The sequence below is a fragment of the Marinobacter xestospongiae genome (genome assembly GCF_023156385.1).
GTDB lineage: Bacteria > Pseudomonadota > Gammaproteobacteria > Pseudomonadales > Oleiphilaceae > Marinobacter > Marinobacter xestospongiae.
Genome location: NZ_JAKZAK010000002.1, coordinates 234,554 through 258,324, shown reverse-complemented (window position 1 = coordinate 258,324; position 23,771 = coordinate 234,554). Strand labels below are relative to the sequence as shown.

General features: G+C 62.6%; 24 protein-coding genes. 10 read left to right on the top strand and 14 right to left on the bottom strand.

What is annotated here, in order from left to right:
• Positions 1 to 170 precede the first annotated feature (170 nt).
• On the top strand, positions 171 to 929 hold the full coding sequence (fabG, locus tag MLD24_RS03035; RefSeq protein WP_248163811.1) for a 3-oxoacyl-ACP reductase FabG: 759 nt from the start codon (positions 171 to 173) through the stop codon (positions 927 to 929).
• Between the two features lie 23 nt (positions 930 to 952).
• On the opposite strand, the gene folM is transcribed toward fabG, so the two are convergent.
• The 5 genes from folM to MLD24_RS03010 all read right to left on the bottom strand — a co-directional run bounded on the left by folM (position 953) and on the right by MLD24_RS03010 (position 7,714).
• Positions 953 to 1,660, bottom strand: a complete 708-nt coding sequence (gene folM / locus MLD24_RS03030; RefSeq protein ID WP_248163806.1) for a dihydromonapterin reductase — start codon at positions 1,658 to 1,660, stop codon at positions 953 to 955.
• 84 nt (positions 1,661 to 1,744) lie between these two features.
• Entirely contained in the window at positions 1,745 to 3,706 is a 1,962-nt protein-coding gene (locus MLD24_RS03025; protein WP_248163803.1) for a TonB-dependent receptor domain-containing protein, read from the bottom strand.
• A 149-nt stretch (positions 3,707 to 3,855) separates the two neighbouring features.
• A complete protein-coding gene (locus MLD24_RS03020; RefSeq protein ID WP_248163800.1) occupies positions 3,856 to 6,222 on the bottom strand; it encodes a TonB-dependent receptor in 2,367 nt (788 codons plus the stop codon).
• The gene (locus tag MLD24_RS03015) at positions 6,222 to 7,196 is read right to left on the bottom strand and encodes a FecR family protein (protein WP_248163796.1); all 975 of its coding nucleotides are present in this window, start codon (positions 7,194 to 7,196) and stop codon (positions 6,222 to 6,224) included. The genes MLD24_RS03020 and MLD24_RS03015 overlap by 1 nt, the downstream gene beginning before the upstream one ends.
• Entirely contained in the window at positions 7,193 to 7,714 is a 522-nt protein-coding gene (locus MLD24_RS03010) for an RNA polymerase sigma factor (RefSeq protein WP_248163793.1), read from the bottom strand. Before MLD24_RS03010 ends, MLD24_RS03015 begins: the two co-directional genes overlap by 4 nt.
• A 173-nt stretch (positions 7,715 to 7,887) precedes the next feature.
• Between MLD24_RS03010 and MLD24_RS03005 the strand changes: the two genes are divergently transcribed.
• Positions 7,888 to 8,772, top strand: coding sequence for a DMT family transporter (locus MLD24_RS03005; RefSeq protein WP_248163790.1), 885 nt, complete (start codon positions 7,888 to 7,890; stop codon positions 8,770 to 8,772).
• 6 nt (positions 8,773 to 8,778) lie between these two features.
• On the opposite strand, the gene MLD24_RS03000 is transcribed toward MLD24_RS03005, so the two are convergent.
• From MLD24_RS03000 to MLD24_RS02990, 3 genes are all read right to left on the bottom strand, one after another.
• Positions 8,779 to 9,597 carry an ATP-grasp domain-containing protein gene (locus MLD24_RS03000; protein WP_248163786.1) on the bottom strand — a complete coding sequence of 273 codons (819 nt, stop codon included), beginning with the start codon at positions 9,595 to 9,597 and terminating at the stop codon, positions 8,779 to 8,781.
• A gap of 91 nt (positions 9,598 to 9,688) precedes the next feature.
• Positions 9,689 to 11,281 (bottom strand): ABC-F family ATP-binding cassette domain-containing protein, encoded by a 1,593-nt coding sequence (locus MLD24_RS02995; protein ID WP_248163782.1) that lies wholly within the window; start codon positions 11,279 to 11,281, stop codon positions 9,689 to 9,691.
• 296 nt (positions 11,282 to 11,577) lie between these two features.
• Positions 11,578 to 12,147 (bottom strand): outer membrane beta-barrel protein, encoded by a 570-nt coding sequence (locus MLD24_RS02990; protein WP_248163779.1) that lies wholly within the window; start codon positions 12,145 to 12,147, stop codon positions 11,578 to 11,580.
• A 241-nt stretch (positions 12,148 to 12,388) separates the two neighbouring features.
• Between MLD24_RS02990 and MLD24_RS02985 the strand changes: the two genes are divergently transcribed.
• Entirely contained in the window at positions 12,389 to 12,967 is a 579-nt protein-coding gene (locus tag MLD24_RS02985) for a peroxidase-related enzyme (RefSeq protein ID WP_227174946.1), read from the top strand.
• Here the strand turns inward: MLD24_RS02985 and MLD24_RS02980 are convergent.
• The 3 genes from MLD24_RS02980 to MLD24_RS02970 all read right to left on the bottom strand — a co-directional run bounded on the left by MLD24_RS02980 (position 12,964) and on the right by MLD24_RS02970 (position 15,200).
• Positions 12,964 to 13,440, bottom strand: coding sequence for a hypothetical protein (locus MLD24_RS02980; protein ID WP_227174948.1), 477 nt, complete (start codon positions 13,438 to 13,440; stop codon positions 12,964 to 12,966). The genes MLD24_RS02985 and MLD24_RS02980 overlap by 4 nt on opposite strands.
• A gap of 203 nt (positions 13,441 to 13,643) precedes the next feature.
• Positions 13,644 to 14,501, bottom strand: a complete 858-nt coding sequence (locus tag MLD24_RS02975) for a Vmh family MBL fold metallo-hydrolase (protein WP_248163765.1) — start codon at positions 14,499 to 14,501, stop codon at positions 13,644 to 13,646.
• Positions 14,502 to 14,540: 39 nt separating this feature from the next.
• A complete protein-coding gene (locus MLD24_RS02970) occupies positions 14,541 to 15,200 on the bottom strand; it encodes a DsbA family protein (protein ID WP_248163762.1) in 660 nt (219 codons plus the stop codon).
• Positions 15,201 to 15,314: 114 nt separating this feature from the next.
• On the opposite strand from MLD24_RS02970, the gene MLD24_RS02965 reads away from it, so the two are divergent.
• Complete coding sequence (locus MLD24_RS02965; protein WP_248163759.1) at positions 15,315 to 16,196, top strand: LysR family transcriptional regulator; 882 nt, start codon at positions 15,315 to 15,317, stop codon at positions 16,194 to 16,196.
• Between the two features lie 17 nt (positions 16,197 to 16,213).
• Here MLD24_RS02965 and nfsA read toward each other — a convergent pair whose 3' ends face one another.
• On the bottom strand, positions 16,214 to 16,951 hold the full coding sequence (nfsA, locus tag MLD24_RS02960) for an oxygen-insensitive NADPH nitroreductase (RefSeq protein WP_248163743.1): 738 nt from the start codon (positions 16,949 to 16,951) through the stop codon (positions 16,214 to 16,216).
• Between the two features lie 117 nt (positions 16,952 to 17,068).
• Positions 17,069 to 17,464 (bottom strand): helix-turn-helix transcriptional regulator, encoded by a 396-nt coding sequence (locus tag MLD24_RS21640; RefSeq protein ID WP_248163740.1) that lies wholly within the window; start codon positions 17,462 to 17,464, stop codon positions 17,069 to 17,071.
• Between the two features lie 319 nt (positions 17,465 to 17,783).
• Here MLD24_RS21640 and MLD24_RS02950 point away from each other — a divergent pair, with 319 nt between their 5' ends.
• The 6 genes from MLD24_RS02950 (at position 17,784) to MLD24_RS02925 (ending at position 22,736) form a co-directional block, all read left to right on the top strand.
• Positions 17,784 to 19,316: a hypothetical protein gene (locus tag MLD24_RS02950; RefSeq protein ID WP_248163736.1), complete on the top strand. Its 1,533-nt coding sequence runs from the start codon at positions 17,784 to 17,786 to the stop codon at positions 19,314 to 19,316.
• Between the two features lie 199 nt (positions 19,317 to 19,515).
• Positions 19,516 to 20,394 (top strand): diacylglycerol/lipid kinase family protein, encoded by an 879-nt coding sequence (locus tag MLD24_RS02945; protein WP_227174968.1) that lies wholly within the window; start codon positions 19,516 to 19,518, stop codon positions 20,392 to 20,394.
• 121 nt (positions 20,395 to 20,515) lie between these two features.
• Complete coding sequence (locus MLD24_RS02940; RefSeq protein WP_248163734.1) at positions 20,516 to 20,986, top strand: DUF4870 domain-containing protein; 471 nt, start codon at positions 20,516 to 20,518, stop codon at positions 20,984 to 20,986.
• A gap of 168 nt (positions 20,987 to 21,154) precedes the next feature.
• Entirely contained in the window at positions 21,155 to 21,343 is a 189-nt protein-coding gene (locus MLD24_RS02935; protein ID WP_248163731.1) for a hypothetical protein, read from the top strand.
• 158 nt (positions 21,344 to 21,501) lie between these two features.
• Positions 21,502 to 22,419 carry a PEP-CTERM sorting domain-containing protein gene (locus MLD24_RS02930; RefSeq protein ID WP_248163729.1) on the top strand — a complete coding sequence of 306 codons (918 nt, stop codon included), beginning with the start codon at positions 21,502 to 21,504 and terminating at the stop codon, positions 22,417 to 22,419.
• 137 nt (positions 22,420 to 22,556) lie between these two features.
• The gene (locus MLD24_RS02925) at positions 22,557 to 22,736 is read left to right on the top strand and encodes a hypothetical protein (RefSeq protein WP_227174986.1); all 180 of its coding nucleotides are present in this window, start codon (positions 22,557 to 22,559) and stop codon (positions 22,734 to 22,736) included.
• Positions 22,737 to 22,777: 41 nt separating this feature from the next.
• Here MLD24_RS02925 and MLD24_RS02920 read toward each other — a convergent pair whose 3' ends face one another.
• Positions 22,778 to 23,668 (bottom strand): LysR substrate-binding domain-containing protein, encoded by an 891-nt coding sequence (locus MLD24_RS02920; protein ID WP_248163725.1) that lies wholly within the window; start codon positions 23,666 to 23,668, stop codon positions 22,778 to 22,780.
• Between the last annotated feature and the right edge of the window lie 103 nt (positions 23,669 to 23,771).

Genomic DNA, 23,771 nt, shown 5'->3' with positions numbered 1-23,771 from the left:
ATCACAAAACGCCTGCTTCGGGCGCGGGCGTTGACCGGGGTCAATCAGCCGCCTTTCCGGACTGATACCCTGACTCCCATATACGCAGGCACACAGGACGTGTCGCCCGACAACGGCGATGCGGATGATAGCTGTAACGGCTCACAGAAACAGAATCAGGAGGTAAGGGTATGTTCAGGCTGGATGGACAGGTGGCTCTGGTCACTGGTGGTGCTCACGGCATTGGCCGCGGCATTGCCAGCGTACTGCATGAAGCGGGTGCGATGGTGGTGATCGGCGATATCGACCGGGAGGCTGGTGAGCAGGTGGCGCGGGAGCTCGGCGGGCAGTTTGTCTGCCTGGATGTCACCGACGCGGCCAACTGCCAGCAGGCGGTAGCGGCGGTGACGGAGCGCCTTGGACGGCTGGACATTCTGTGCTCCAACACCGGCATTTTCCCCCAGGCGTCGTTGGCTGAGATGACCGGCGACGACTGGGACCAGGTCCAGTCGGTCAACCTCAAGGGCATGTTCCAGATCGTCCAGGCCGCCCTGGTGCCGATGCGCCAGCAGCGCTACGGTCGGGTGGTGATAACCTCCTCCATCACCGGGCCGATCACCGGCTTTCCGGGCTGGAGTCACTACGGCGCCAGCAAGGCCGGTCAGCTGGGCTTCATGCGCAGCGCCGCCCTAGAAGTGGCAAAGGACGGCATCACCATAAATGCCGTAATGCCGGGCAATGTGCTGACCGAGGGTCTGCAGGCCCAGGGTGAAAGCTACCTGGCGCAGATGCGCGCAGCGGTGCCCACCCACCAGCTGGGTACCCCGGAGGACATCGGTCACGCGGCCTGCTTCCTGGCGTCGTCGGAAGCCCGCTACATCACCGGTCAGCAGATTGTGGTGGACGGTGGCCAGATCCTGCCAGAATCGCCGGACGCCATTCTGGCGTGATTGGCGGCTTCTCTGCCCCGTGCTCAGGCCAGGTGGCGACCGCCATCCAGGGCCAGGGTGCGGCCGGTGAGATAGGGGTTGTCTAGGATGAACTGCAGCGTTTGCACTGCCACCGCCTCACCGGGCTCCATCTGCAGCAATGACTTGCCTAGTGCTTTTTGGCGATAGGCAGCATCATCGCCGGCATTGAAGCAGATCAGTGACGGCGCCACGCTGTTGACCTTGACCCGGGGCGCCAACAGGCGGGCAAAAGACAGCGTCAGATTGGCCAGGGCCGCCTTGCTGGCGGCGTAGGCGATGTGTTTGGCGCTGCCTTTCTCCACCACATAATCCGTCATGTGGATGATGTCCCTGGGGCCATCGCCGGAGGTCAGCAGGTTCTGCAGCGCCAGGTTGATGCGATAGGGCGCCATGGCGTGAACCTGCATCATCGCCTGCATGGTCTCGGTCGCGGAGCGCTCAGGAGTCTCGGGCATCCAGTCCGAGGCGTTGTGAATGATGGCCCGTAAGCCGTTGCTGCGGGCTTTTACCTGATCGATAAAATCGTCAATGCCAGCGTCGCTGCAGAAATCCGCCGCCAGGCACTCGGCGCCGGCTTTCTGCAGGGCATCCACCGCCGGACGGTAGCTGCGGTAACTGACTACCACTGGCTGACCCTGGGCCAGACAGTGGTGCGCAAAGGCCAGCCCTATGCGTTGGCCGGCACCGGTGATGAGAATGGGGGCAGACATAACGGTCTCCTGACTATGAACATATGCCCCCAGCATACGGTACCGACTCTGAAACGGCTCTCCTGAGTGGTTGGTCAGCGAGTGTCAGAAACTGAATACCACCCCGGCGTTGTAGCGGCGACCGTCCAGCACCTTGCTGTATTCATCGTAGCGGATTTCCTTGTCGAACAGATTGTAGACCCCGGCGTAGAGCTGAGCGTGGCGGCCCCACTGGAAGTTCAGCCCGGTGTCGACGAAGGTGTAGGAGGGGTACTGGTTAACGCCGCGACGGCCGACGGTCTCCAGGGTTTCGCCCTTGTACTTTACCTTACCCCAAACGTTCAGCGCCGCTGTGGCCTGCCAGTCCAGACCCAGGTTGGCCCGGTGCCGTGGCTGGTTGTTCAGGGCAATGCCGGCATTGGCGCCGGTCTTCTGCTCGCTGTCGGCAAAGGTGTAGTTGGCACTGGCCTGCACGGCACCGAGGCGATACCCCAGTGTCAGTTCCACACCCTTGAGTTCGGCTTCCTCTACGTTCTGGTACTGGTAGACCTTCTGGTAGTCGATGCCCAGATAGCTGCAGTCGTAGGCCTGGGGGGCGCTTTCCTCACAGATCAACGGCTTTTCGATCTTGTCGTCGAACTGGGTGAAATAGGTTGTCAGGCTGCCGGAGAATCCATTGGTCAGGTCCCAGGCCACGCCTGCCTCGTAGTTGAGGCTGGTTTCCGGCTTGAGGTCGGAGTTGCCGACATCGGCGCCGTCGACCCGTGGACCTCCGCCACCTTCCACCCACCGGGAATCCCCTTCCTTGAGATCGGGTGTGCGATAACCTGTGCTGATTCCGCCCTTGACGGTCCACTCCGGTGCCAACCGGTAAACACCGTACAGCCTCGGCGTGAGTTCGTTACCGTAGTTTTCGTCCTTGACCCAGCGTGCGCCCCCGGTGAGGGAAAAGTCGTCGCTGAGGAACCACTCGTCTTCGGCAAACAGCGCGGCGTCCCAACGTTGCAGATTGGCCTTGAGTTTGGCACGGCTCGGGTTCTCGGTTTCCTGGGTACGGTACTGGGCCCCCACCGTCAGTTGATGGTTGTTGAACGGCAAATTGGTGCGGGTGTCCACCGTTACCCGTTCGTACACGGCATTCTGGGTCTGGTTGTCGAGGGTTTCCCGTTGCACATAGCTCTGGGTCTCATTGCTGCCCCAGTGCAGCTCGTGGCTGAAGGACTGGTGGTGCCGGTAGAGCACCTTGTCAGAAGCCCGGCCAACACCGGCCTCGGTGCCTTCGGACTGCTGCTTGCCATAGCCGGCCTCCAGCGTGACCGCCTGGTCTGCCGATGGTGTCCAGGTCAGTTTGCCGGTGGTGTCCTCCTTGTCACGCTCACGGTAACCGTTGGCAATCTCGTCTTCATCCCGCTGGAACCGGGAACCATACACCGTCAGCGCCAGGGTGTCCGCGACCAGCGGTCCGCCCAGGTAGTAGCGCAGTTCGCGGCGATCGCCAGATGCCGAATTGCCCTGAATCACCGTGTCGAGCGTGAGACTGCCGCGCCATTGCCCTGGCACCTTGCGGGTGATGATGTTGATGACACCGCCGAGGGCGTCCGAGCCGTGCAGTGACGACATGGGGCCCCGGATGACCTCAATTCGCTCAATCGCAGACAGCGGAGGCAGCCAGCCAAACTCGGCGCCTCCGCCTTCGCCGTTGTAGTAGCCCTGGCCCGAGCCCTGGGCGCGGCCATCCACCATGATCAGGGTGTACTGGGAATCCATGCCGCGAATCGAAACCTCAGCGGTCGTGGCCTTGCCGCCCGGGCCGCCTTCAATGCTGACGCCTGGAATATCCTGCAGGGCATCGGTGACGTCGCGATAGGCCCGGGACTCCAGCTCTTCCCGGCTGATGACCGAGATCGACGCAGGGGCTTCGGCGACTTCCTGTTCGTAGCCACTGGCCGTAACCACCAGGGTTGGCAGGCTGGTGGTATTGGCCTGTGCGGCTGCACTGAGGCTGGTGAGGGCGATGGCGGTGGCCAGGCGGCCGGGAAGCGGTCTGATAGCGCGGGCTGGGGTCATGCAGGCGTCTCCTTGATGGTCAGACAGGTTGAAGCAATCTGTGTCGAGTGCTATTCGCATCTGTAAGTGAGACGTATTGGGTTTTAATGCGCGTAATAAAAAATGCTGATCTGCAGGCCAGAGGTGTTCCGGAGTTAATTAGCGGCTCGCTAAAACTCCGCCGTCAGCTCGAGCCACAGCCGGCGGCCCGGGTCGGGGTATTGGTACCGGCGAGGATCGTCGACCCGGTCCAGCCGGAACCGGCGTTGGTCAAACAGGTTATCCAGGCCGGCGTTGACGGTCACGGCGCTGGACGGTGACCAGGACAGGCCGAGGTCCACAGTGGTCAGTGACGCCGGCTGAACCCGGACCTGGTTGCCCTGACCAAAGCTGACCGCTGTCAGGTTGCTGTGGTAGCTCGCTTGGAGGTGGCCCCGTAACGGATGATGTTCGCTGAGCTGGCCGGCCAGTTTCAGCCAGGCCTGGTGGGCAGGAACAGCGGCCAGGGGCTCACCGGCCAGTGCCAGTACGTTGGCTGGCTGGAACGGCAGGCGCTCGCCAGCGGGGGTTGTGACGTGCAGGCGACCACTGCGCAGACGGGAGTCGGTGTAGGTGTAGCTGAGGCTGGCGGTCAGCCGCTGATCGGGGGACCAGTGGCCCTGCAGCTCCAGACCCTGGACCCGGGCGCCGGGGAGGTTGAGCCAGGTGCCCCAGGCCGGGCAATCCCGGGTGGCCGGGTCACCGGGCTGGCAGGTCAGTGCCGGTACGGCGATGGGGTGGCCGTCGCTGTCACGGAACCGGTGGGAGGCGGTGTTAATGATTTTGTTGCGAAAATCGCTGTGGAATGCGGTCGCACTGACGTTGAGCCCCGGCCGCTGGTAGTAGACGCCGAGCTCAGTGTTGACACTTTGCTCCGGTGAAAGCTCCGGATTGCCCAGCGCAAGGATGGCGCCCCGAGCCTGGGGGGCTCCGCTGGAGGCATCCATTTCCCGCAGCTGTGGCGCCTTGAACCCGGTGCCGATGCCACCTTTTAGCGTCCAGTGGGGCGCGGGGCGCCAGTTGAGGTAACTGCGAGGGCTCCAGTGCAGGCCGTAGATCTGGTGGTCACTGAGTCGCACGCCGGTGGTGAGAGTGAACCGGGGAGCGAAGCGCCACTCGTCTTCCACAAACCCGGCCTGTTGGTTGACGGAGCGGGTGCCCCAGAGGCTGTCCGGCACCTGCAGGTTGCGAAAATCGGCTTTGCTGGAGGTGGTGTCCTGCCACTGGTATCCAAGGGTGGTGGTATGCGATCTGAAATAGGCGGTGAGCTGGCCATCCGCGATGGTATGGGTGACGCTGGTTGGCAGGTAGCGCTGGAACAGCGGGGCCTGCCGTGAGGTGTGTTCGCGGTAGAGCTGGAGGCGGGTATCCAGCGTCTGCCACTGGCCCTGGTGGGCAAGTGCCCAGCTGCGTCGACGGTAGTGGCGACGGCGGTCCTGGCCCGCTCCGCTGGCATTGGCATGACGGTCGTAGTGTTGCCGGGCCTGCCCCAGTTCCAGCATCCAGCGCTGATTGTCGGAGGTTTCCAGCCACAGCCGGCCGGTGAGTTGCTGCTGGCGGCCCTGCTGGGCGCCGTTCTCAAAGGCATCTTCCTGGCGCTGTTGTTGGCTGCCCCAGAGTTGCAGCCCCAGCCGGCCAGGCAGCAGCGGGCCGGATACGTAGGCGCTGCCCTGATGGGCATTGCCCTGCTGGCCCACCAGGGCGGCGGTGTGGCCAAGAACCAGACTGGTCGACCAGTTGCTGGCCACGGCACGGGTGATTACGTTGATCACGCCGCCAACCGCGTCGGCACCATACAGTGACGACATCGGCCCCCGGATGACCTCAATCCGCTCGATGGCGGCCACCGGAGGGACCCAGTGACTCTCCAGGTCATTGCCGCCGCCGCGGGGATTGGCTTCTGCCGAACTGATCCGGCGTCCGTCCACCAGGATCAGTGTCTGATCCGACTCCATCCCGCGAATGGATACGCCGCTTCCTTCCTGATGGCGACCGCCGGCGATGCTGACGCCGGGGATGCCGGTCAGGGCATCCTGCAGCGAGCGGAAGGGTTGGGTCATCAGCTGTTCGCGGTCAATCACGGTGATGGCGGCGGGAGCCTGCTGCAGCGACTGCTCGTAGCCGCTTGCACTGACCACCAGGGTGGGCAGCGGTTGCACTGGAGCAGGATCGGGCGCCAGTTGCACCCGCCGATGACTCTGGAAACGTGTGTGCAGGCCGGTGTCCGCCAGCAGGATTTCAAAGGCCCGGGCCAGGGTATAGGCCCCGATCAGTGACGGTGCCGGCTGGTTGGGGACCAGGTTGGCGTCATAGACCAGTTGCAGTCGAGCCTGTTCTGCCAGTTCCAGCAGCGCCGCGGGTAACGGCTGGGTGGGGATGTTCAGTTCCTGCGTGTGGTTGCCTGGACTGTGGTCGGTAACCGCTCCGGCCTGACCAACGCCAGCCAACGCCGCGATCAGGCAGACTGGGAGCAGCCAGCCGCGACCCTGCCGGCGCATCAGTACACCAGGGTCAGCCAGGGCGTCAGCGACTGCTGTGTCAGACCGAGGCTGTCGGTGATGGTTGCCAGCGCCTGTTCTGGCTGTGCCAGGTCGAAGACGCCGCTGATCGGGCGTTGCCCCTTGGCGTCTCCCAGCAGTATCAGTTGGCCTGGATAATACCGTTGCAGCCGGGCCAGCACATGGCTCAGCGGTTCCTGCTGGAATCGCAGGGTACCCTGGCGCCAGTCGGCAAGGGTTGCCTGCGCCGCCGGCACCGGTGTCCGGAGCCCATCCGGATGAATACGCACCGCCTGCCCGGCATTCAGTACCAGCGGCGCCTGTTTTCCATGACTGGCGATGGCGACCTGATGCTCGGTAACGGTGACCAGCAGTTGGGCCGGTAGCCGTTCCACTTCGAATCGGGTGCCCAGAGCGCGGGTGACGGTGTCGTCAGCCACCACCTCGAACGGCGGTCTCTGCCCATCCTTGGCCGGGGCCGGATGGAACCAGGCCACGCCATGGAGGAGTTCAACCCGCCGCTGCTGAGCCGATAGCATCACATCCATGGCCGAGTCCGGGCCGAGCACCACCTCGCTGCCATCGGCCAGGGTCAGGGGCAGAGTTTCCCCCCGTTCGGTGTGGTAATCGGCCGTCAGTGCCTGATAGCGCTCTGGCATCAGGCCAACCCCAAGCAGCATGGCCAGCATCAGACACGCCGCCAAGGCCAGTGCCGGCGAGCTGATGCGGGGCTTGACCACCGTGTGGCGGTTGGTGACCGTTGCCGGTGGGGGCGCGGCTTGCTTGGCCGCCGTTGTCATCAACTGCAGCACCCGACAGGCGTCGTCGTAAGCCCCGGGGTGCGACGGGTGCTGAGCCAGCCAGGACTTGAAATCGGCCGCCTGGGTGGCTGAGAGGTTGCCATCGGCGCAGATCACCGCCCAGTCGATGGCTGCCTGCTGCACGGTGTCGGCGGTAGCAGACGGGTGATTCATCGCTCTTCCCCCAAGTGGTGCATGACCGTACCCAGGGCCGCAGTCAGGTGTTTCTGCACGGTGCTTTCCGATACCCCCAACTGCCTGGCGGCCTCTCGGTACTTGAGCCCCTGGACCCGGGTCAGATGAAACACCTCACGGGTCATCGGTGGCAGTCTGGTCATGGCCTCGGCCACTCTGTCGAGTTGCTGGCGGCCACCGATCATCCGTTCCGGCACCTGGAGGTCGTCGGGGATTTCGGGCAGGTCATTCGGGTCGCAGACGTCATTGGGGTTGCGCTGTTGCCGGCGCACATGATCCACCGCCAGGTTGCTGGCTGTCCGATAGAGGTAGGAGCGGCTGTGGGTGATCGGACGTTCGGGACGCTGCTGTAGCTGTTCGGTCATCCGCACAAAGGTTTCCTGGGTCAGATCCGCCGCGGTTTCCCGGTCCCGGAGTTTGCGGGTCAGAAAGATGTGAAGTTCCCGGCGATGTCGTTGGAACAGGTCGACAAGGTTGAGGGTGGAGGTTGCTTTCATGCCTAATCCGGCCGCTGGAGTCAGTCAGGAGCTGGATCATATAGGTATCAATAATCGTTATCAAATGAGATCTATTGTCGGAATTGATTTGCGTTGCTTGCGACCATTCGCGGCTGTTGCGACTCGCCCAACCGGGGTAAGGTGGGCGGTTTCGATCAAGGAGATGTCGTGCCATGCGGTCGCTGTTCTACACCTACCTGATCCCGACCCTGTTTGTATGGCTCTGGAGCACCGGCTTCATTGGCGCCAAGTACGGCCTGCCTTACGCCGAACCGTTTACCCTGTTGCTGATTCGCATGTTGTTGACCATGGCGCTGCTGCTTGCTCTGGCCGCCTGGCTGCGGGTGCGCTGGCCTGGTTGGCAGGTTGCCGGGCATCTGGCGGTGACCGGGCTGCTGGTACATGGGTTCTATCTGGGCGGGGTGTACTACGCCATTCAGGGAGGTATGCCCTCTGGTCTGGTGTCGCTGATCGTCGGTCTGCAGCCGCTGGTGACGGGCGTGGCTGCCGTGTTCCTGCTGGGGGAAGGTATTGCGATGCGGCAGTGGGCCGGTCTCGGGCTGGGGCTGGCCGGTGTCGCCTTGGTGATCCTGGAAAAAATGGGGCCTGCAGCAGCGGCCATGGAGACCTTTCCGGTGTGGACCCTGGGATGGGTCCTGTTGTCGCTGGTGGGGATCTCGCTGGGCACGGTGTACCAGAAACGCTACGGCGCCCAGGCAGAGCTGGTTCCGGGGACGCTGATCCAGTATGCCGCTGCCGCTACCTTTTTTGCCGTTGGAGCCTTCGGCTTCGAGAGCCGCGAGGTGGAGTGGCATCTGCAATTGCAGCTGTCGATGGCGTGGCTGGTGTTCGGAGTATCCATCGGCGCCATTCTGCTGCTGATGTGGCTGATCCGCCAGGGGGCGGCCAATCAGGTGGCCAGCCTGTTCTATCTGGTGCCCCCGGTGACGGCCTTACAGGCGTACTGGGCCTTCGACGAACGCCTGGGACTGCTGGCCATGGCCGGCGGTGTACTCTCTGTCACCGGAGTGGCACTGGTGGTGAGTGGCCGGCGCTGAAGTAGACTAAACCGCCACCGGCAGCGGCGGCTCGGGATCGATCGGCGAGTCCGGGTCCCGTGGTGTGGTACGGCTCTCCAGATAGCTCAGGATGGCATCCCGCAGACGATCGTTGCCGGCCAGGCCCTGGTTGCCAAACAGGCGGTTGAACTCCAACACGTACGGGTGATCACCCACCATGGCGATGTCGAAGCCGGCGTGGTCGACCTCCAGGTCCCGGGCAAGCTGCAACGCCAGGTCCAAGGCGGCCTGGGGAACCGGGCTGGTGTCGATGCGACCGCCCTGGGCAACGTTGTTGTAGAAGCCCTGGTCGGCCTGCTGGCGCCAGTAGGCGGTCACCACCCGGTTGCCGACCACCACCACCCGGATGTCGCGGTCAATCGGCAGATATTCCTGGGCATAGAGGACGTCGGTCCGATCGTAGTAGCGTTGCCAGTCCTGGCGACTTTCAATCAGCCACACACCTTCCCCCATGCTTGCCCGTGGCAGTTTCGCCACAAAGGGCGACGGCATGGTGTCCCAGACCTCCTGGCGTTCCCGGGGGCCATTGGCTTCGATCAGGGTCCAGGGTACGTGGGCCGGGGCAACGGTCTCGAACGCCCGGGTCATCTCCACCTTGTCGTGGCCAATGCGGTAGCTGGCCACGCTGGGAAAAACCCGGCACTTGAGACCGTGCACCAGGGCGTTCAACTGCCAGTATTCCGGAAACAGCACCCAGTCTGCCTGGCGCAGCTCTTCCTTGTGAGCAAGGAACCGCTCGGGCTTGATCACCGTAGTGTCAGGAAAGCCGAGGGTTCTGAAGATATCGAATGAGATCAGATGCATGACGTTCAGGGGCACCCCAAAGTTTGAACCGGTCACAGTTTAATCAGCTTTCGGGGCTTGGCAAGCGCTATCGGCGAAAGCTGTGTCATTATCATGGCCTATTGAGGCCGTCCTGAAGCAGCAGGCTGTGATCGATTCCGACAGCGGCCACGAAGTCCTCGTCGTGGGATACCAGCAGCAGCGCGCCGGGGTAGTGGGTCAGGGTACTGGCCAGCAGGGTCTGTGAGGGCAGGTCCAGGTGGTTATCGGGCTCGTCCAGGAGCAGCAGTGCCGGGGTGTCGTCGGTCGGGGCCACCATCAGCAGCGCGACTTTCAGGCGCTGGCCGCCACTGAGCCGGCCGGTAGGTGTCAGGGCCAGGTCGCCGGTGAGGTTCATGCCGGCGAGCTGGGTGCGCAGATCGCTGTCCCCGCGGTTCGGCTGGTAACGCCGGAGATTGTCGAGGGCGGTGGCCTGGTCGTCGAGGATGGACAGCTGCTGATCCAGGTACAGGCAGCGTCCGTTACGCTGACATTGACCGGATGCCGGCTCGAGCCGGCCGGCGATGGTTTGCAGCAGGGTTGACTTGCCACTGCCATTGGCGCCCTGAACGCGCCAGCGTTCACCTTGCCGTACACTCAGGGTGATGGGGGTGGTGTCGCCATGGCTCAGCACCAGGTCCTGCAGGAACAGCCGACGGCCACCGGGCTCCTGGCCTGAACTCAGGGCCAGATGCTGGTTGGGTTTGATCTGCTGTTGGGCCCGGGCGTCGCGAATCGATTCGGTAAGCACCGACTGCTGGCGCCGGTGGCTGTCCTTGAGGCCGGAGATGCTGTTCTCGGCCCGCTGTTTGCTGGCGTCCAGCAGCAGTTTGCTTTGCGATCCGTCCCGTCGTAACCGGCGGCCCTGGCGGCTGCGACGACTGGCGGCTTCCAGGGCTGCCTGCTGTCGCTGCTGGCGTTGCCGTCGTTCGCGGGACAGCTGCTCCAGCCGCTGGCTCAGCGCCTGTTGCTGACGCTCCTGCTCTGCCCGGTAGTCGTCGTAGCCGCCGCCATACACTTGCAGGCCCCGGGGCGTCAGCGCCAGAATCTGGTCGACCTGCCGCAGCAGGGCACGGTTGTGACTGGCAATGAGAGCGCCACCGGGATGGCGCCTCAGCGTCTTGAGCAGCCAAAGCCGGCCGTCCTGGTCGAGATGGTTGGTGGGTTCATCCAGCAGCAGGAAAGCCTGTGGCCGGGCGAAGGCGGCGCACAGGGCGAGACGGGTCCTCTGGCCGCCGCTTAAGGTCGCTACGGGGGTGTCCAATGGGCAGGTCAGGCCAGCGAAGGCCAGTTGCTGCTGCCACTGCGCCGGCAGGTGCCAGCGGTCTGCGAGGGTGGTGAGGTCCTCGGCATCGCCTTCGCCGTGTTCCAGCCGTTGCCAGCTGTCGAAAAGCGGGCCGACACCCAGCGCCTCGGCAACCCTGGGGCCTGCCACTGCGGCCTGCTGATCTACCCAGTGCCAATCCCGGTGCCAGCGGATTTGGCCCTCGGAGGGAGTCAGCGCCCCGGCCAGCAGCCTGAGCAGCACCGATTTACCGACGCCGTTGTCCGCTACCAGGCCGGTCAGGCCGGATGCCAGGGTAAAGGTGAGGGGTGAAAACAGTTGTTGATCGGCAAAGCCGTGGGACAGGCCGATCAGGTCGACTACGGGGGATGAGGTGGGCATGGGCGTTGTTCTTCCTTTGGAAACAGGTCCATCGGGAACAGGCGGCCACACCGGCACGGGATACTCGGGAATTGTTGCGAAGAGGCACGCCGCCTGTCCTATCAAACCGCCAGCCATGGGGCTGGATTTTCAGAAATCGGTTGATGGCAGGACTTACTTCATTGGCGTGCATACTCCAGTCAGGAAAGAGGTGACCAGTTTAAGGCGGATGGCGTAACTGGCGCAAGGGTGGCCCGGAGTCGCTCTGATCGGCTCCGGGCCACCCTGGATGGTAGGCAACTGCAACGGCGGGGCGATCAGAAGAACAGCGTGACGCCGCCAAACAATCCCAGCTCGCCATCCTGGATGTCCAGTTCGGCGGTTGCGCTCAGATTGCGCTGGATCTTGTAGCGCCCCTGTCCGGTGAGACCGAAGTAATCCAGGTCGCCGGAGACATAGCGGGCACTGGCTCCCACCTCGATGCGGTCGTCCAGCTGATGGCGAATACCGCCACGGATGGCCGGTGCCACATCGTCTTTGGAGCAGCCGCTGAAGCCTCGGCAGTTGTCCGCCTCCACTTCCTGGTATTCCAGATTGGCGCCGCCCCAGACATCGGTGCGGGCATCCAGGGCGTGACGATAGGCGCCGCCGAGGTACCAGTTGGTGTAGTCGAGGTCATCGGACAGAAATCTCAGGCCGCCATAGGCAAAGATGTTGCGGTTGATCTGATACGACCCGCGACCGTCCACCCCGAACAGAGTGTCGTCGGTGTCGGTATCGAGCATGGCGAGGCCACCCTCGGCATAGGTGTAGCCCAGTTCCGCATGGGCCGCGGTGGAAGCGAGCACTGAGGCGAGCACAACTCCGGTGATACCTTGTTTCGTCATGTCCTTTATCTCCCTGCAGGATTGTTGTGGTGCATTCGTGACCGTATTCTTTTGAGTGCAAATTGCAACCGTTCAGTTCGCAACCGGATTCCCGTGCGCATACGACCAATGCATGAGTCGCCAGCGAGGCTTCAACGCTCGTGTTCTGCGGCGGTTGCCATTACAGTGAATCTCCCAAAAACAACAAAGCGTCAGCAATCAGCGGACGATTCCCGATTGCCGACGATTCAAGGAGATCTGTATGGTTCAGACGTCCATGCCCCCGATCAGCCGTTTCGACACGCCTACCCTGGAAGACCTGCCGCAGGACATCCGCGACCGCATCCTGGCGGTACAGGAAAAAGCCGGCTTCGTGCCCAACGTCTTCCTGGTGCTGGCCCGCCGTCCGGACGAGTTCCGGGCTTTCTTCGCCTACCACGATGCCCTGATGGACAAGCCCGGCAACCTCACTCAGGGGGAGCGGGAAATGATCGTGGTGGCCACCAGCAATGCCAACCAGTGTCAGTATTGTGTGGTGGCCCATGGTGCCATCCTGCGTATTCGCGAAAAGAACCCGCTGATCGCTGACCAGGTCGCGGTGAACTACCGCAAGGCCGACATCAGCGAACGCCAGAAAGCCATGCTGGACTTCGCCCTCAAGGTCAGCCAGCAGGCCCATGCCGTGGCCGAAGCCGACATCGAGGCGCTCAAGGTTCACGGCTTTGATGAAGAGGACGTCTGGGACATAGCCGCGATTGCCGCTTTCTTTGGCCTCTCCAACCGGATGGCAAACGTTGCCAACATGCGTGCCAACGACGAGTTTTACGCCATGGGTCGTTAACCGGCGCCGTCAGGCCGGGCCTCCGGGTCCGGCGTCATCTTCAGGAACACCCCCAGGGCAGCCAGCAGGAACGCGGTGCTGATGATGATCGCCACCGGATAGTAGAGGTTGCCCGCCATGTCCATCTGACTGTACTTGATGATCATGATCAGTCCCTCCAGTGACATCGCCACACAGGCGGTGCCGATAAACCGGGGCAGGGTGCGTCGCAGCATGGTGACCACATCGTGGGCGCCGGACGGCCCGCTGTATTCGGAGCGAATGACCATCGCCAGTTCGTAGACGGCGAGGGCGATAATGCTGCTGTTGATCACCTGTATCAGCATTGGCATGGTGTCCTGGCCGCTGCCCAGGTTGCTGATGACCGTCACCGTGGTTGAGATCACGATGCCTGCGGACAGCGCAAAGAACATCAGCGAGAACAGCCTGGCAAAGACTTCACGCACCGACAGCCGGATGCCCATAACCGTCATTGTCTGTACCTCCCGGCGATTTCAGCAATCAATAGGTCGGCATGCTAGGGAATCCGGCGGGTGGATGCAGCTTACGGTTGCGCAACGCCCCGTCCATCCTGGACATTGTTCGGCCCATCCAGCCGTCGGTTCACGGCTGCATGGCATCCCGCACCGGTACCGGCTGGTGACCGGCCTGCTGTGCGTGTGCGACAGGCGCTGGTTTACCAGTCCATTTCGCCGGTGTTGACCTTGGCGCTGATGGTGAGGGAATCCTCTCCCGGCAGGTCCGGGTAACGGGCCTTCAGCTCCTTGATGACGGCATCGCCGCTGTCGTTATCGGTGAGAGCCTGCTCAAAGTTCTGCAAGTAGTCGCGGGTGAACACCACCGCGTCCGCGCCGTCAGGCCGCTGGCCCAGGTAGTGGCCGGGAATGACCTGCCGGGGCTGGCGCTCGATCATTTCATTGAGGACAGCCTGCCACTGGTCACGGGCTTCACGACTCTGGCTGTCTGCGGTCCAGACGTGGGTACCGGCATACACCGCCACGCCACCAAGGATGGTTTCCTCGCCCGGCAACCAGAGGTGGGCCTGGTGGGTGTTGATGTGATGAACCTCCACCGGCTCGCCGTCCACCAGAAACTCGGTACGCTCGCTGACATTCGGCACCATCACCTGTTCCGGGGCGCCTTCTCCCAGCTTGGGCCCCCAGTACTCGATCTTGCCGGCCTTGGTGGCGTTGATGTGGGCAACCACCGCCGGGCTGGCGATGACGTCGGCGTCCGGAAAAGCTGCCACCAGTGGCTCCAGCCCGAAATAGAAGTCCGGATCACCACCGCTGATGTAGATGGTGGTCAGGGTTTTGCCACTGGCGCGAATCAGGTCCACCAGTTCGTCGCCCTCGGTGGTGCTGAACTGGGCATCCACCAGCATCGCCTCGGTCGGTCCGGTGATCAGCGTGGAGGTGACGGGGAAAATGCCTGCCTCGCCCGGGTTGTAGACGGTCAGGTCCAGGTCGGCAGCCAGGGTGCTGGTGCTGGCGAGCAGGGCGGTGGTGGCAAGTAGGAGTTTTGTATTGGTCATCATAAGTACCTTTGTGTTTGGTTATTCAAATCATGGGGCTTACAGGTTGGGCAGTTCGTTCAGAAAACGCTGCCACCCAGGCTTGTCGCCGTAGAAGTTCGGCAGTCGAATGCGGTGCCAGGGCTGTCCTTCGAGTGCCAGGGCCAGGGTGGGGTAGCCCTGACCGCCAAGCTCGGCGAGGCGCTGGCGGGTGGCGGACAGGTGGTGCTGAAGGTCCGCCCCGGATTGGTTTGTCCAGACCTGTTCGGCGGCCTCTGGCCAGAGCTGGTCAGCGGCCAGCAGCTCATTCAGGACCTCTTCGCGGGTTATGTTGCGGCCATGGCCGTAGTAGCCCCGCTGGAGCGCATTGAAAGCCCGGGCCGCGGTATCTGCCCCGACGCTCTGCTGGATCGCCAGCACCCGCCGGATGGCCGGGGTGGAGTCCAGCACCAGGGTTGGGTCGCGCAGCAGCTGGTGACGGTAGCCGTCGCCAAAGGGTTGGCCGCTGAGGCTGGCGATCCGATCGTCGTGGACCAGCACCTGGTCACGCCAGGTGTCATCCACCGGTCGCCGGCTGGGGCCGTGGAACAGACCACCGAAATGCAGCGCATGCTGGCCCGGGAAGCGTTCCAGCGCGGTCTCCAGCAGCGGCGCGGCGGCATAGCTCCAGCCGCAGAGAGGGTCGAGTATCCAGTGGAACCGTGGTGGTGTGTGGGACATGGGGTGTGCTCCGGTCGTGATGTCTCTGATGGAGCGTTATTCTAGGTTTCGTATCAGGAAACAGAATCCCCATTGTCGTTGATGGTTTGTTGCAAAAATCGAGCAGGTGAGTGAATGGACAGGGTCAAGGCCGCGATCGTTTTCAATCGTATCTGTGAACAGGGCAGTCTCAGCGCCGCGGCGCGGGTACTGGATATGTCACGGCCGATGGTCAGCCGTTATCTGGAACAGATGGAACACTGGGCGGGTACCCGGCTGTTGCATCGCTCGACTCGCAAGCTGTCGCTGACGGCAGCAGGGGAGCGGGTGCTGGAGCAGAGCCGGGAGCTGGTGGAGGTGGCCGAGCGGATTGCCGATCAGCAGGAAGCGGAGACGCCGGCGGGGCGGTTACGGGTGGCCTGTGCCCGCTTCACCGCCGAACACATGGTGATGCCCTGGCTATCGCCGTTTCTGGCCCGCTACCCGGCGATGGCCGTCGATCTGCATGTCAGTAACCAGGCGGTCAATCTGGTGGAGGAGCGTATTGATCTGGCGATTCGGATCACCAATGACCTTGATCCGAACGTCATTGCCCGCCGACTGGGCGCCTGCGAGTCGGTGCTTTGCGCCAGTCCGGACTACCTCGCCCGGCATGGTCGGCCTGCGGCGCCGGAACAGCTGGCGCTGCACAACTGCCTGCACTACAGCCATTTCAGTCGCGGGCTGTGGCATTTTCGGCAGGCTGATGGCGAAAGACTGGCACTGGACGTGGCCGGCAACTTCAGCGCCAACGAGTCGTCCCTACTGACGAATGCGGCCCGCGCCGGCATGGGGATCGCCCTGCTGCCGGAGCTGGAGGTGCGACAGAGTCTGATTGCCGGTGAGTTGGTGCCGGTGCTCGAGCAACTGGAGCCGGAACCGCTGGGCGTCTTCGGGCTTTATCGTAGCCGCCGGCACCAACCCCTGGCGTTGTCGTTGTTTCTTGAGTCGCTGAAGGCGGCGTTGCCGGCGGGGTGACGTCTGCCAGAGGCGCCTTACTGCTTGCCGAACCCCCGGTCCCGCAGGAAGGACTGCATGTGGGGACGCAGCTTGCTGGTGAACAGCGGCTTGAGCTGTTCGGACCAGTTGCTGTCCTTGTTGCCACCGGTGCGAACCTGGTAATAGCGGTGCATGGTGGCGTCGAATTCCGCCACCAGCTCGGCGTCCCGGGCATCCTGGTAGTAGTCTTCCTTGAGGATGGCGGGCAGTGGCAGCCGCGGTTTCACTTCCGGGTCCTGGTCCGGGTAGCCCAGACACATGCCGAACACCGGATAGACATGCTCCGGCAGGCGCAGCAGCTCGCTGACCTCCGCCGGATTGTTGCGGATGCCGCCGATGTAGCAGATGCCCACGCCTTCCGATTCGGCGGCAATGGCGACGTTCTGTGCCATCAGGGCGGTATCGATGCTGGCCACCAACAGCTGTTCCGTCATGCCCCGGACCACGTCGGCACCGGCGCGCTCGGCGGCTTCAGTGGGGCGTTTCATGTCGGCGCAGAACACCAGGAAATCCGAGCATTCAGCAATGTAGGGCTGACCACCGGCGAGCTCTGCCAGCCTGGCGCGGTTTTCAGGGTTCACCACGTGGATGATGCTGTAGGCCTGGACATGGCTTGAGGTCGCCGCGCACTGTCCGGCGCGGACGAACGCCTCCAGGGATTGCCGTGGAATGGCCCGTGGCTGGAACTTGCGGATGGAGCGATGACGACTGAGCTGGTCGATGATCGGGTTCATGCGGACTCTCTGTTGCGGGATAGGGGCGCCGGACAGCCGGCTGTGTGTCTATTCTGCCGTGTCCGCAGCGCTGACGAAACCGGGATGGTGGTTCCCGGTTCTGGTGCCTCTGCCGCCCTAAAGCTGCAACACACCCAGTTCCAGCGCCCGCACCACCGCTGCGGTGCAGTTTCGTGCCTGCAGCTTGCGCATGGCATTACGCAGGTGGAAGTCGATGGTATGAGTGGACAGGCGCATGTGGTCGGCGGCTTCCTGGCGGGTGAAGCCCTGGGCGCACCAGCGCAGTACGTCGAGTTCTTTTACGCTGAGCGGCTGATTCTCAGTATGAGGTATCGCCAGACGGGCGTAGCGGGCCTGGAACTGACGGGTCAGACGGTCGGTTCTGTCCGGTAACCGCGGGTCCCCGCCCGCTGGGTCGCTGGCCAGTGTTACCAGGGCATGGCGGTACAGGGCCAGCAGTTCATCGACGCTGGAGGCGGCGTTGCTGCGTCGAAAAAACTCGTCGAAGTGCACGTCCGTCGTTTCCTTTCGAAGCCAGGCTCAGTGCAATGCTGAAGCAATCACCGCGCCAGGCGTTGGTGTTGGGGATGGCCTGAAAAGCCGCGGATGGCGACCCATGGCTATCCATCACTACCCATCACTACTATCACTACCTATGACAATTCATCACTACGCATATTCGTAGGCGTCAACGGCGACAGACTGGCCTAACCTCAAAGGGGCCTGGTGAATGTTCAAGCGTTATCACTCTGGTGCTCCCGTGGGCGGTGCAGGCTGCGGGTTTGTGCGTGCCTGCCGGGGTTGAGGTTTGGTATTCAAAGGAGGGGAGACGATGGTTCTTCGAATGAGTGGGCCTCTGGGGGCCCTTTGTCTGAGCCTGATGCTGGCCGCCTGCGGCGGTGGCAGCAGCGGTGGTGGTTCCGGTAATGACGGCGGTGGCGACGGCAACGGCGGCGACAATGGCGGTGGTGATGGGGGCGGCACTACCCAGCAGGGGGTGTTCATCGACGCTCCGGTGGCCGGCTTGCAATACACCGCCGGCGACAGCAGTGGTGTGACTGACGCCGAGGGCCGCTTCGAGTATGTGGTCGGCCAGACTGTCCGTTTCTACATCGGTGGCATTGAGTTGGGCCAGGCGACCGGGGATGACATCGTCAGCCCCATCGACCTGGTCGCCGATGCGGTGGATGACAGCCACCCGACGGTGGTGAACATGGTCCGCTTTATCCAGACCATCGATGATGATGGCAATCCCGATAATGGTATCCAGATTACCGCGTCAGTTCGTGGCCAGGCGGAGGGCCGCAGTATTGATTTCAGCCAGTCCGAGGCCGCCTTTGAAGCTGACGCGGCGGTGACGGCCGCGCTGGATGAACTGACCGCTGCAACCAACTCGGGCGCCCGCGGTATGGTTGCCCGGGAACAGGCGTTGGCGCACTTCCGTGAAACCCTGGCGAGCTTCGAGCTTGAGGGGCGGCTGGAGCCCGGGGTCATTGATGGTGAGAACCTGACCCTGGCGCAGGTGGAGTCCTATATGCAGAGTGTTGGCTCGGGAATCTGGCGGACTCTGGTGGTGATGGATGCGGCTACCTCGTTCACGTTGCTAGGCAATGAGATTACCTCCGAGACCGCCGGCTCTTTCGTCACCGAAACCATGTTCCTGTCCGAGGGTGGCCAGTTGCTGGTGCGCAGCTGCGGCGAGGACGTGGCCGAGCCGGTGGATGAGGACGAGTTCGACCCGTCGGACGATGACAATCCGTTCTGCCAGGATGAGCAGTTCCAGTATTACCGGCTCGACAGTGGTGGTCTTGGTATGACCCTGACCTGTGACGGCAACATTCTCTGGGCGGCCGAGTTTGACAAGATTTCCAGTCAGACGACCTGGCACCAGGGGCAGCTGTCGATGTCTTCTGCCCAGTTTCCGGATCTTGCCAGTACCGGCGAAGTCTGCGGGATGATCACCGATGTGGAGGTGACCACCTCCGGTTTCCCCGATGACTTTGGCGACCAGTTCCCCGGTGGCGGTGACCTGCCGTATGGCAACGGCACCCAGACCTACTGGTCAACCGAGGTGGTTGCGCCCTATGGCAACGATGATATCGAGCTAATGTTCAACTTCTACGGCGGTAGCAAGCAGGCCGGCACCTACTCAGTGCTGGACTCTGTTGATCCCGGTACCGATGGCCGCTACGTCGTGGCGTACGCCGAATCCGATGCCTTCGGCGTCGGCTCGAACATCGTGGTCACCGGTGGCAGCGTCACCATCAGGAGTGTTGGCCTGTATACCGTCAGTGGCAGCTACAACCTGAGCACCGCCACGGGCGATCAACTGCAGGGGAGCTTCCAGTTGGGCATTCATCCCTGACTGACGGCCCGCCCCCTTATTGCCGGGGCTGTCCGGACATCGGACAGCCCCAGGCTTGAACGTTCCCGATTGTTCCGTGTTGACGGATCTGCTCGCCACGATTCCTTCCCGCCTTGCGCAACCGTAATCGCCGCCGGTCTTCAATGCTCCTATGCTGGGAGGCTCTGTAGTCGGACAGGATATCGGGGGAGACCGTGCAATGACCTATTGGTTGGTGGCCAACGGCCAAGCCGGTGATGGCGGGCGGGGGCGTGACTTCTGGGTATCGGCGTTGGTGGCCGCGGGGATTGAGCAGCCGCGGTGCTGTGAGTTTGACGACCCGGCCTGGCAACAGGAGGCGGGGCCAGGCGATGTGGTGATGGTGGCCGGTGGTGATGGCTCGGCGAACCTTGGTGCCCGCGTCTGCACGGACACCGGGGCGACCCTGGCGGTCCTGCCATCGGGCACGGCCAACGATTTTGCCCGCAATCTGGCATTGCCGGATGATCCGGATGCCCTATGCAGACTCATTGCCAGGGGTGAGTCCCGGGCTGTGGATGTGGCGGTTTTCGGTGAACAGATTTTTCTCAATGTGGCGCATGTCGGTCTGGGCACCCTGCCAGTGCGGCGCGGAAACGGCAGCCGCAAGCGACTGCTCGGGCGATTCAGCTACGGTGTGGAGCTGATTCGTCAGCTCGGTGCAAAGCGGGGCTTCCGTGCCACCATTGAATGTGATCGGGGGCAGGTGAGTGGCCGCTGGCTGTCTGTCGCGGTGGCCAGCGGTGCCTTCTATGGCGGTGGCAATGAAATCCCCCAGGCGGCCGCCGACGATGGCTTGCTGGACGTGATTGCGGTGAGGCCCCGGCCCCTGTTACAGCTGCTGCTGACCTTTGTGATGGTACGGTTGAACCGGCAGGCGCCGCGTCGCACCAGCACACTGCTTCACCTGAAGGGGCGGCAATGCCGGATTGGTACCCGTAAGCCCAAGACCGTGACCGCGGATGGTGAGGTGGTAGGCAAGACACCCCTTACAGTCACCTGCCGGCCAGGGTGTCTTAAGGTTATTGCGTCGACCGTGGTCAGCACCGTACGAAACTGAATTTTCAAGCCCGCGGGTCTGCCGTATAGTAGGGGCCTGCCTCGCCTGGCCAGTGCCTGGTCAGGGCAAAGGCGTAATGCCATGGCCGCAAAGGATATGGTCCCCATCAAAAGGAGTAGATATGTCTGACCCCTCGCCGCAATCACCGTCGTCCCCTGAGCAGCCGGAGCCCAAGCCGCAGGCCGCCCCCGCTGCACAGCCAGAGCCTCAGGCTCAAGCCCAAGCACAAAACCAGGCCCAGACGGAGTCTGCTGCCGGTACCGGGCTGTCGGAACCCAGTCAGGATTCCCGCAACCTGGCGCTGTTGAACTGGATTGGTACCTTTTTCTTTGGCTTCATTCCCTGCCTGGTGCTGTACATCGTCAAGAAAGACGATCCCTATGTACTGGATCATGCCAAGGAAGCGCTGAATTGGTCGATTACCTCATTCATCGCATCCATGGTGGCTATTGTTCTGAGTTTTGTCGTAATCGGTGTCTTGCTGTTCCCGATCATCGGTATTCTGCACATCGTGGTTTGCATACTTGGATTGGTTGCCACCACCAAGGGCGAAACTTTCCGTATGCCCTACATTCTCCACCTGATCAAGTAAGCCCTGCTGTTCGCAGCCACCGAAACGCTCGGTGGCTGCCTCTCTCCCCCGATTCTCGCCACAATTCATCACCACTGTGCCTCTGGCTGGCCCGAATCCGCCTGTAGCCTGTTTGCAGTTACGACGCATCGAGCGTTGGTATCACTGGCGATCAGGAGGGCAGGGGTTATGGCAACAGGCGAATCAATAGCGCGGGCGAGTGGTGTGCGGAAAACGGACGTGGCGCACCCAGGGCAAGTGCATCACCAGTTGCGGCGATTGCGGCTGGAGCGGGATCTGGCCATAGCCGCCTGCGAGCGGCTGGCGGCGGAGCGGATCGTGTTGCGTTGTCTGGCGCAATCACGCCGCCGTCGCTGATCCTGAAGGATATGTCGGCATTGTTTACGCAGCTAACAGAGTGTCGTGTTTTAAATCGTCTATCTAGCAGTAATTATTGAGAAAAATGCTTCTGGTCGGGTTCTTGCTAAAGCTTAAGTGCAGGCAGCAGTAATAAGACCCATAAAGGAGATAGACGAATGAAACACACTCTTGCACTGGGAGCTGCTCTGGCGTTGGCCAGTACATCCTCCCTTGCGGCGCCCATCAGCGCCGACGTGGTTTTTCTGGTGGACGAATCCGGTTCCATGGCCGGCGAGCATACCTGGCTCGGCAACATGATCTCCAGCCTCGAAAGTGGCTTGCAGGCTAAAGGTGTCGGTGGTTCCCAGGCCAACCAGTATTCCCTGGTGGGCTTTGGTTCATCATTGCATGGCACTGGCCAGGCACCTCACCCCCATGACATGGACGCCGGCACCGGCGGTATCCAGAACTGGGGTTCCGCAGCCCAGTTTGCGACCGCTACCAGCTCCCTGGTAGCCAGTGGTGGTTTTGAAGATGGCTGGAGCGCCATCGACTGGGCCATCAACAATCTCAGCTTCCGCTCCGACAGCGCGGTCAACTTTGTGCTGGTGACGGATGAGGACCGGGACGCTCCCTTTGGCGATACCCTCACCGCTAACGGGTTGTTGTCTGATATGGGCGGCTTGGGCGCTCTGTTGAACGTAGTGGTCAACAACAACTTCGGCTGTTCGCCCAGCACCACCGGCGCCATCGGTATCGACAGCGACAGTAATGGTTACGAGGCCGATGGCAGCGGTGGCTACACCGAATGCGCCGGCCAAGGCACCATTGGCAGCGGATTTGGCACCACCAAAACGGACTACGTGGATCTGGCCACCGCCACCGGCGGGGCCGCCTGGAACCTCAATATCCTGCGCAGTGGTGGCCTGGACGCCGACTCCTTCACCCAGTCTTTCGTGGACATCAAGGTGGAAGAGATCACCAACCAGGACCCCAACGATCCGGGTGACCCGGTGCCAGAACCTGGCTCCCTGGCGTTGTTCGGACTTGGTCTGACCGGTCTGTATCTGCGTCGTCGCAGAACCCAGGCCTGATTGGAATATCACCGGCCGGGCAGTCTTGTGGCTGCCCGGCATTTCGCCGGGAGGGGTGCCGGCGGTTGTCGCGGCTTCTGTGCCTCCCTTACACTGGCAGGGCAATGTAGTTCGGCCATACAAGGAAGCCCGGTGCCATGGTGTTATTGACGATTCTTGCAGTCCTGTTTGTGGTACTGGTCGTAATCGTACCCCTGATTGAACGCTACGCCCCCAGAGACAATGGTCAGCAGTTGGCCCGTTACCGTCGATTCTTCTTTCCCGCCCTGGCGTTGCTGTTGGTGATTCAGTTGCTGCATCACTATCTGGGCTCCTAGCTCGCTATCCATTCGCCTTGCAATGGCGCCCGTCTGTTCTTTTACCCACCCAGCTCCTGCCTGAGCCATTGGCAGAATGCCGCTTCTCCGGGGCGGACGAGGCGTCCGGCTTCCCGAACCAGGTAATGACCGCCATCGCTGGCCAGCGTGACCGGGCTGGCCTGCACCAGCGACCCATCCGCCAGGGCCTGCTCCACCAGCAGTGACCGCACCAGCAGCAGACCGAGACCGGCCTTGGCAGCTTCAATGGCGAGGCTGGTGGTGTCGGTTTCCATGATCGGTTCGGGCAGGGTGCCGGCGATGTTCGCCTGTTGCTGCCACTGCTGCCAGGTCTCGCGATAGCCCTGCACCGCAATCCGGGGCAGGCTGTGCAGCCGTGTTTTCAGATCGGCCGCGCCATGCCGGATCGGGAATCCGGGGGCGGCCACCACCAACCAGTGTTCCCGGGTCAGGCGTTCCACCTCCAGTCCCTGCCAGTCGCCATAGCCATTGGCGATCTCCAGGTCAGCGCCTTCCAGGGTGTGTTGTGAGGGCCAGGTGATGGCCAGCAGGCGCAGTCGTAGGCTGGGCTGCTTGCGGTAGAGTTCGGGCAGCCTGGGCACCAGCCACTGACGGGCAAAGCTACCGGCAACCCGAACCGTCAGTGGGCGTTGGGCGTCGTCACCGAACAGCGCCTGGGTTCCTTCCCGCAGAGTTGTAAGCGCTGTGCTGAGGATGGGCAGATAGGCCCGGCCGGTGTCGGTAAGCTCAAGACGGCGGGGGTGGCGCAGGAACAGCGGTTGCCCCAGGTGGTCTTCCAGCAGCCTGACCTGCTGGCTGACAGCGGCCTGGCTGACACCCAGTTCCCGGGCAGCCTGGGTGAGGCTCTCATAACGGGCGGCGGCTTCGAAGGCCCGGAGGGCGTTCAGTGAGGGCAAGGTGCCTCTTTCCATAAGAAAATCTAACTCACTGTTTCAGCTTGTCTGGTATGTCTATCCGTTTGCTAGCCTTTTATCAACAACTCTGCGGTGATTTCACAGAAGTGACATCTTCTGT

Bases quoted from the DNA above. Each gene is read 5' to 3' on its own strand.
- nfsA (WP_248163743.1), bottom strand. From the start codon at position 16,951: ATGAACCCGATCATCGACCAGCTCAGTCGTCATCGCTCCATCCGCAAG.
- MLD24_RS02980 (WP_227174948.1), bottom strand. From the start codon at position 13,440: ATGACGGTTATGGGCATCCGGCTGTCGGTGCGTGAAGTCTTTGCCAGG.
- MLD24_RS03015 (WP_248163796.1), bottom strand. From the start codon at position 7,196: ATGAATCACCCGTCTGCTACCGCCGACACCGTGCAGCAGGCAGCCATC.
- folM (WP_248163806.1), bottom strand. From the start codon at position 1,660: ATGTCTGCCCCCATTCTCATCACCGGTGCCGGCCAACGCATAGGGCTG.
- MLD24_RS02930 (WP_248163729.1), top strand. From the start codon at position 21,502: ATGAAACACACTCTTGCACTGGGAGCTGCTCTGGCGTTGGCCAGTACA.
- MLD24_RS03025 (WP_248163803.1), bottom strand. From the start codon at position 3,706: ATGACCCCAGCCCGCGCTATCAGACCGCTTCCCGGCCGCCTGGCCACC.
- MLD24_RS02925 (WP_227174986.1), top strand. From the start codon at position 22,557: ATGGTGTTATTGACGATTCTTGCAGTCCTGTTTGTGGTACTGGTCGTA.
- MLD24_RS02990 (WP_248163779.1), bottom strand. From the start codon at position 12,147: ATGACGAAACAAGGTATCACCGGAGTTGTGCTCGCCTCAGTGCTCGCT.
- MLD24_RS02940 (WP_248163734.1), top strand. From the start codon at position 20,516: ATGTCTGACCCCTCGCCGCAATCACCGTCGTCCCCTGAGCAGCCGGAG.
- MLD24_RS02935 (WP_248163731.1), top strand. From the start codon at position 21,155: ATGGCAACAGGCGAATCAATAGCGCGGGCGAGTGGTGTGCGGAAAACG.
- MLD24_RS02995 (WP_248163782.1), bottom strand. From the start codon at position 11,281: ATGCCCACCTCATCCCCCGTAGTCGACCTGATCGGCCTGTCCCACGGC.
- MLD24_RS02985 (WP_227174946.1), top strand. From the start codon at position 12,389: ATGGTTCAGACGTCCATGCCCCCGATCAGCCGTTTCGACACGCCTACC.
- MLD24_RS03010 (WP_248163793.1), bottom strand. From the start codon at position 7,714: ATGAAAGCAACCTCCACCCTCAACCTTGTCGACCTGTTCCAACGACAT.
- MLD24_RS02950 (WP_248163736.1), top strand. From the start codon at position 17,784: ATGGTTCTTCGAATGAGTGGGCCTCTGGGGGCCCTTTGTCTGAGCCTG.
- MLD24_RS03000 (WP_248163786.1), bottom strand. From the start codon at position 9,597: ATGCATCTGATCTCATTCGATATCTTCAGAACCCTCGGCTTTCCTGAC.
- MLD24_RS03020 (WP_248163800.1), bottom strand. From the start codon at position 6,222: ATGCGCCGGCAGGGTCGCGGCTGGCTGCTCCCAGTCTGCCTGATCGCG.
- MLD24_RS03005 (WP_248163790.1), top strand. From the start codon at position 7,888: ATGCGGTCGCTGTTCTACACCTACCTGATCCCGACCCTGTTTGTATGG.
- MLD24_RS02975 (WP_248163765.1), bottom strand. From the start codon at position 14,501: ATGACCAATACAAAACTCCTACTTGCCACCACCGCCCTGCTCGCCAGC.
- MLD24_RS02920 (WP_248163725.1), bottom strand. From the start codon at position 23,668: ATGGAAAGAGGCACCTTGCCCTCACTGAACGCCCTCCGGGCCTTCGAA.
- MLD24_RS02965 (WP_248163759.1), top strand. From the start codon at position 15,315: ATGGACAGGGTCAAGGCCGCGATCGTTTTCAATCGTATCTGTGAACAG.
- MLD24_RS02945 (WP_227174968.1), top strand. From the start codon at position 19,516: ATGACCTATTGGTTGGTGGCCAACGGCCAAGCCGGTGATGGCGGGCGG.
- fabG (WP_248163811.1), top strand. From the start codon at position 171: ATGTTCAGGCTGGATGGACAGGTGGCTCTGGTCACTGGTGGTGCTCAC.
- MLD24_RS02970 (WP_248163762.1), bottom strand. From the start codon at position 15,200: ATGTCCCACACACCACCACGGTTCCACTGGATACTCGACCCTCTCTGC.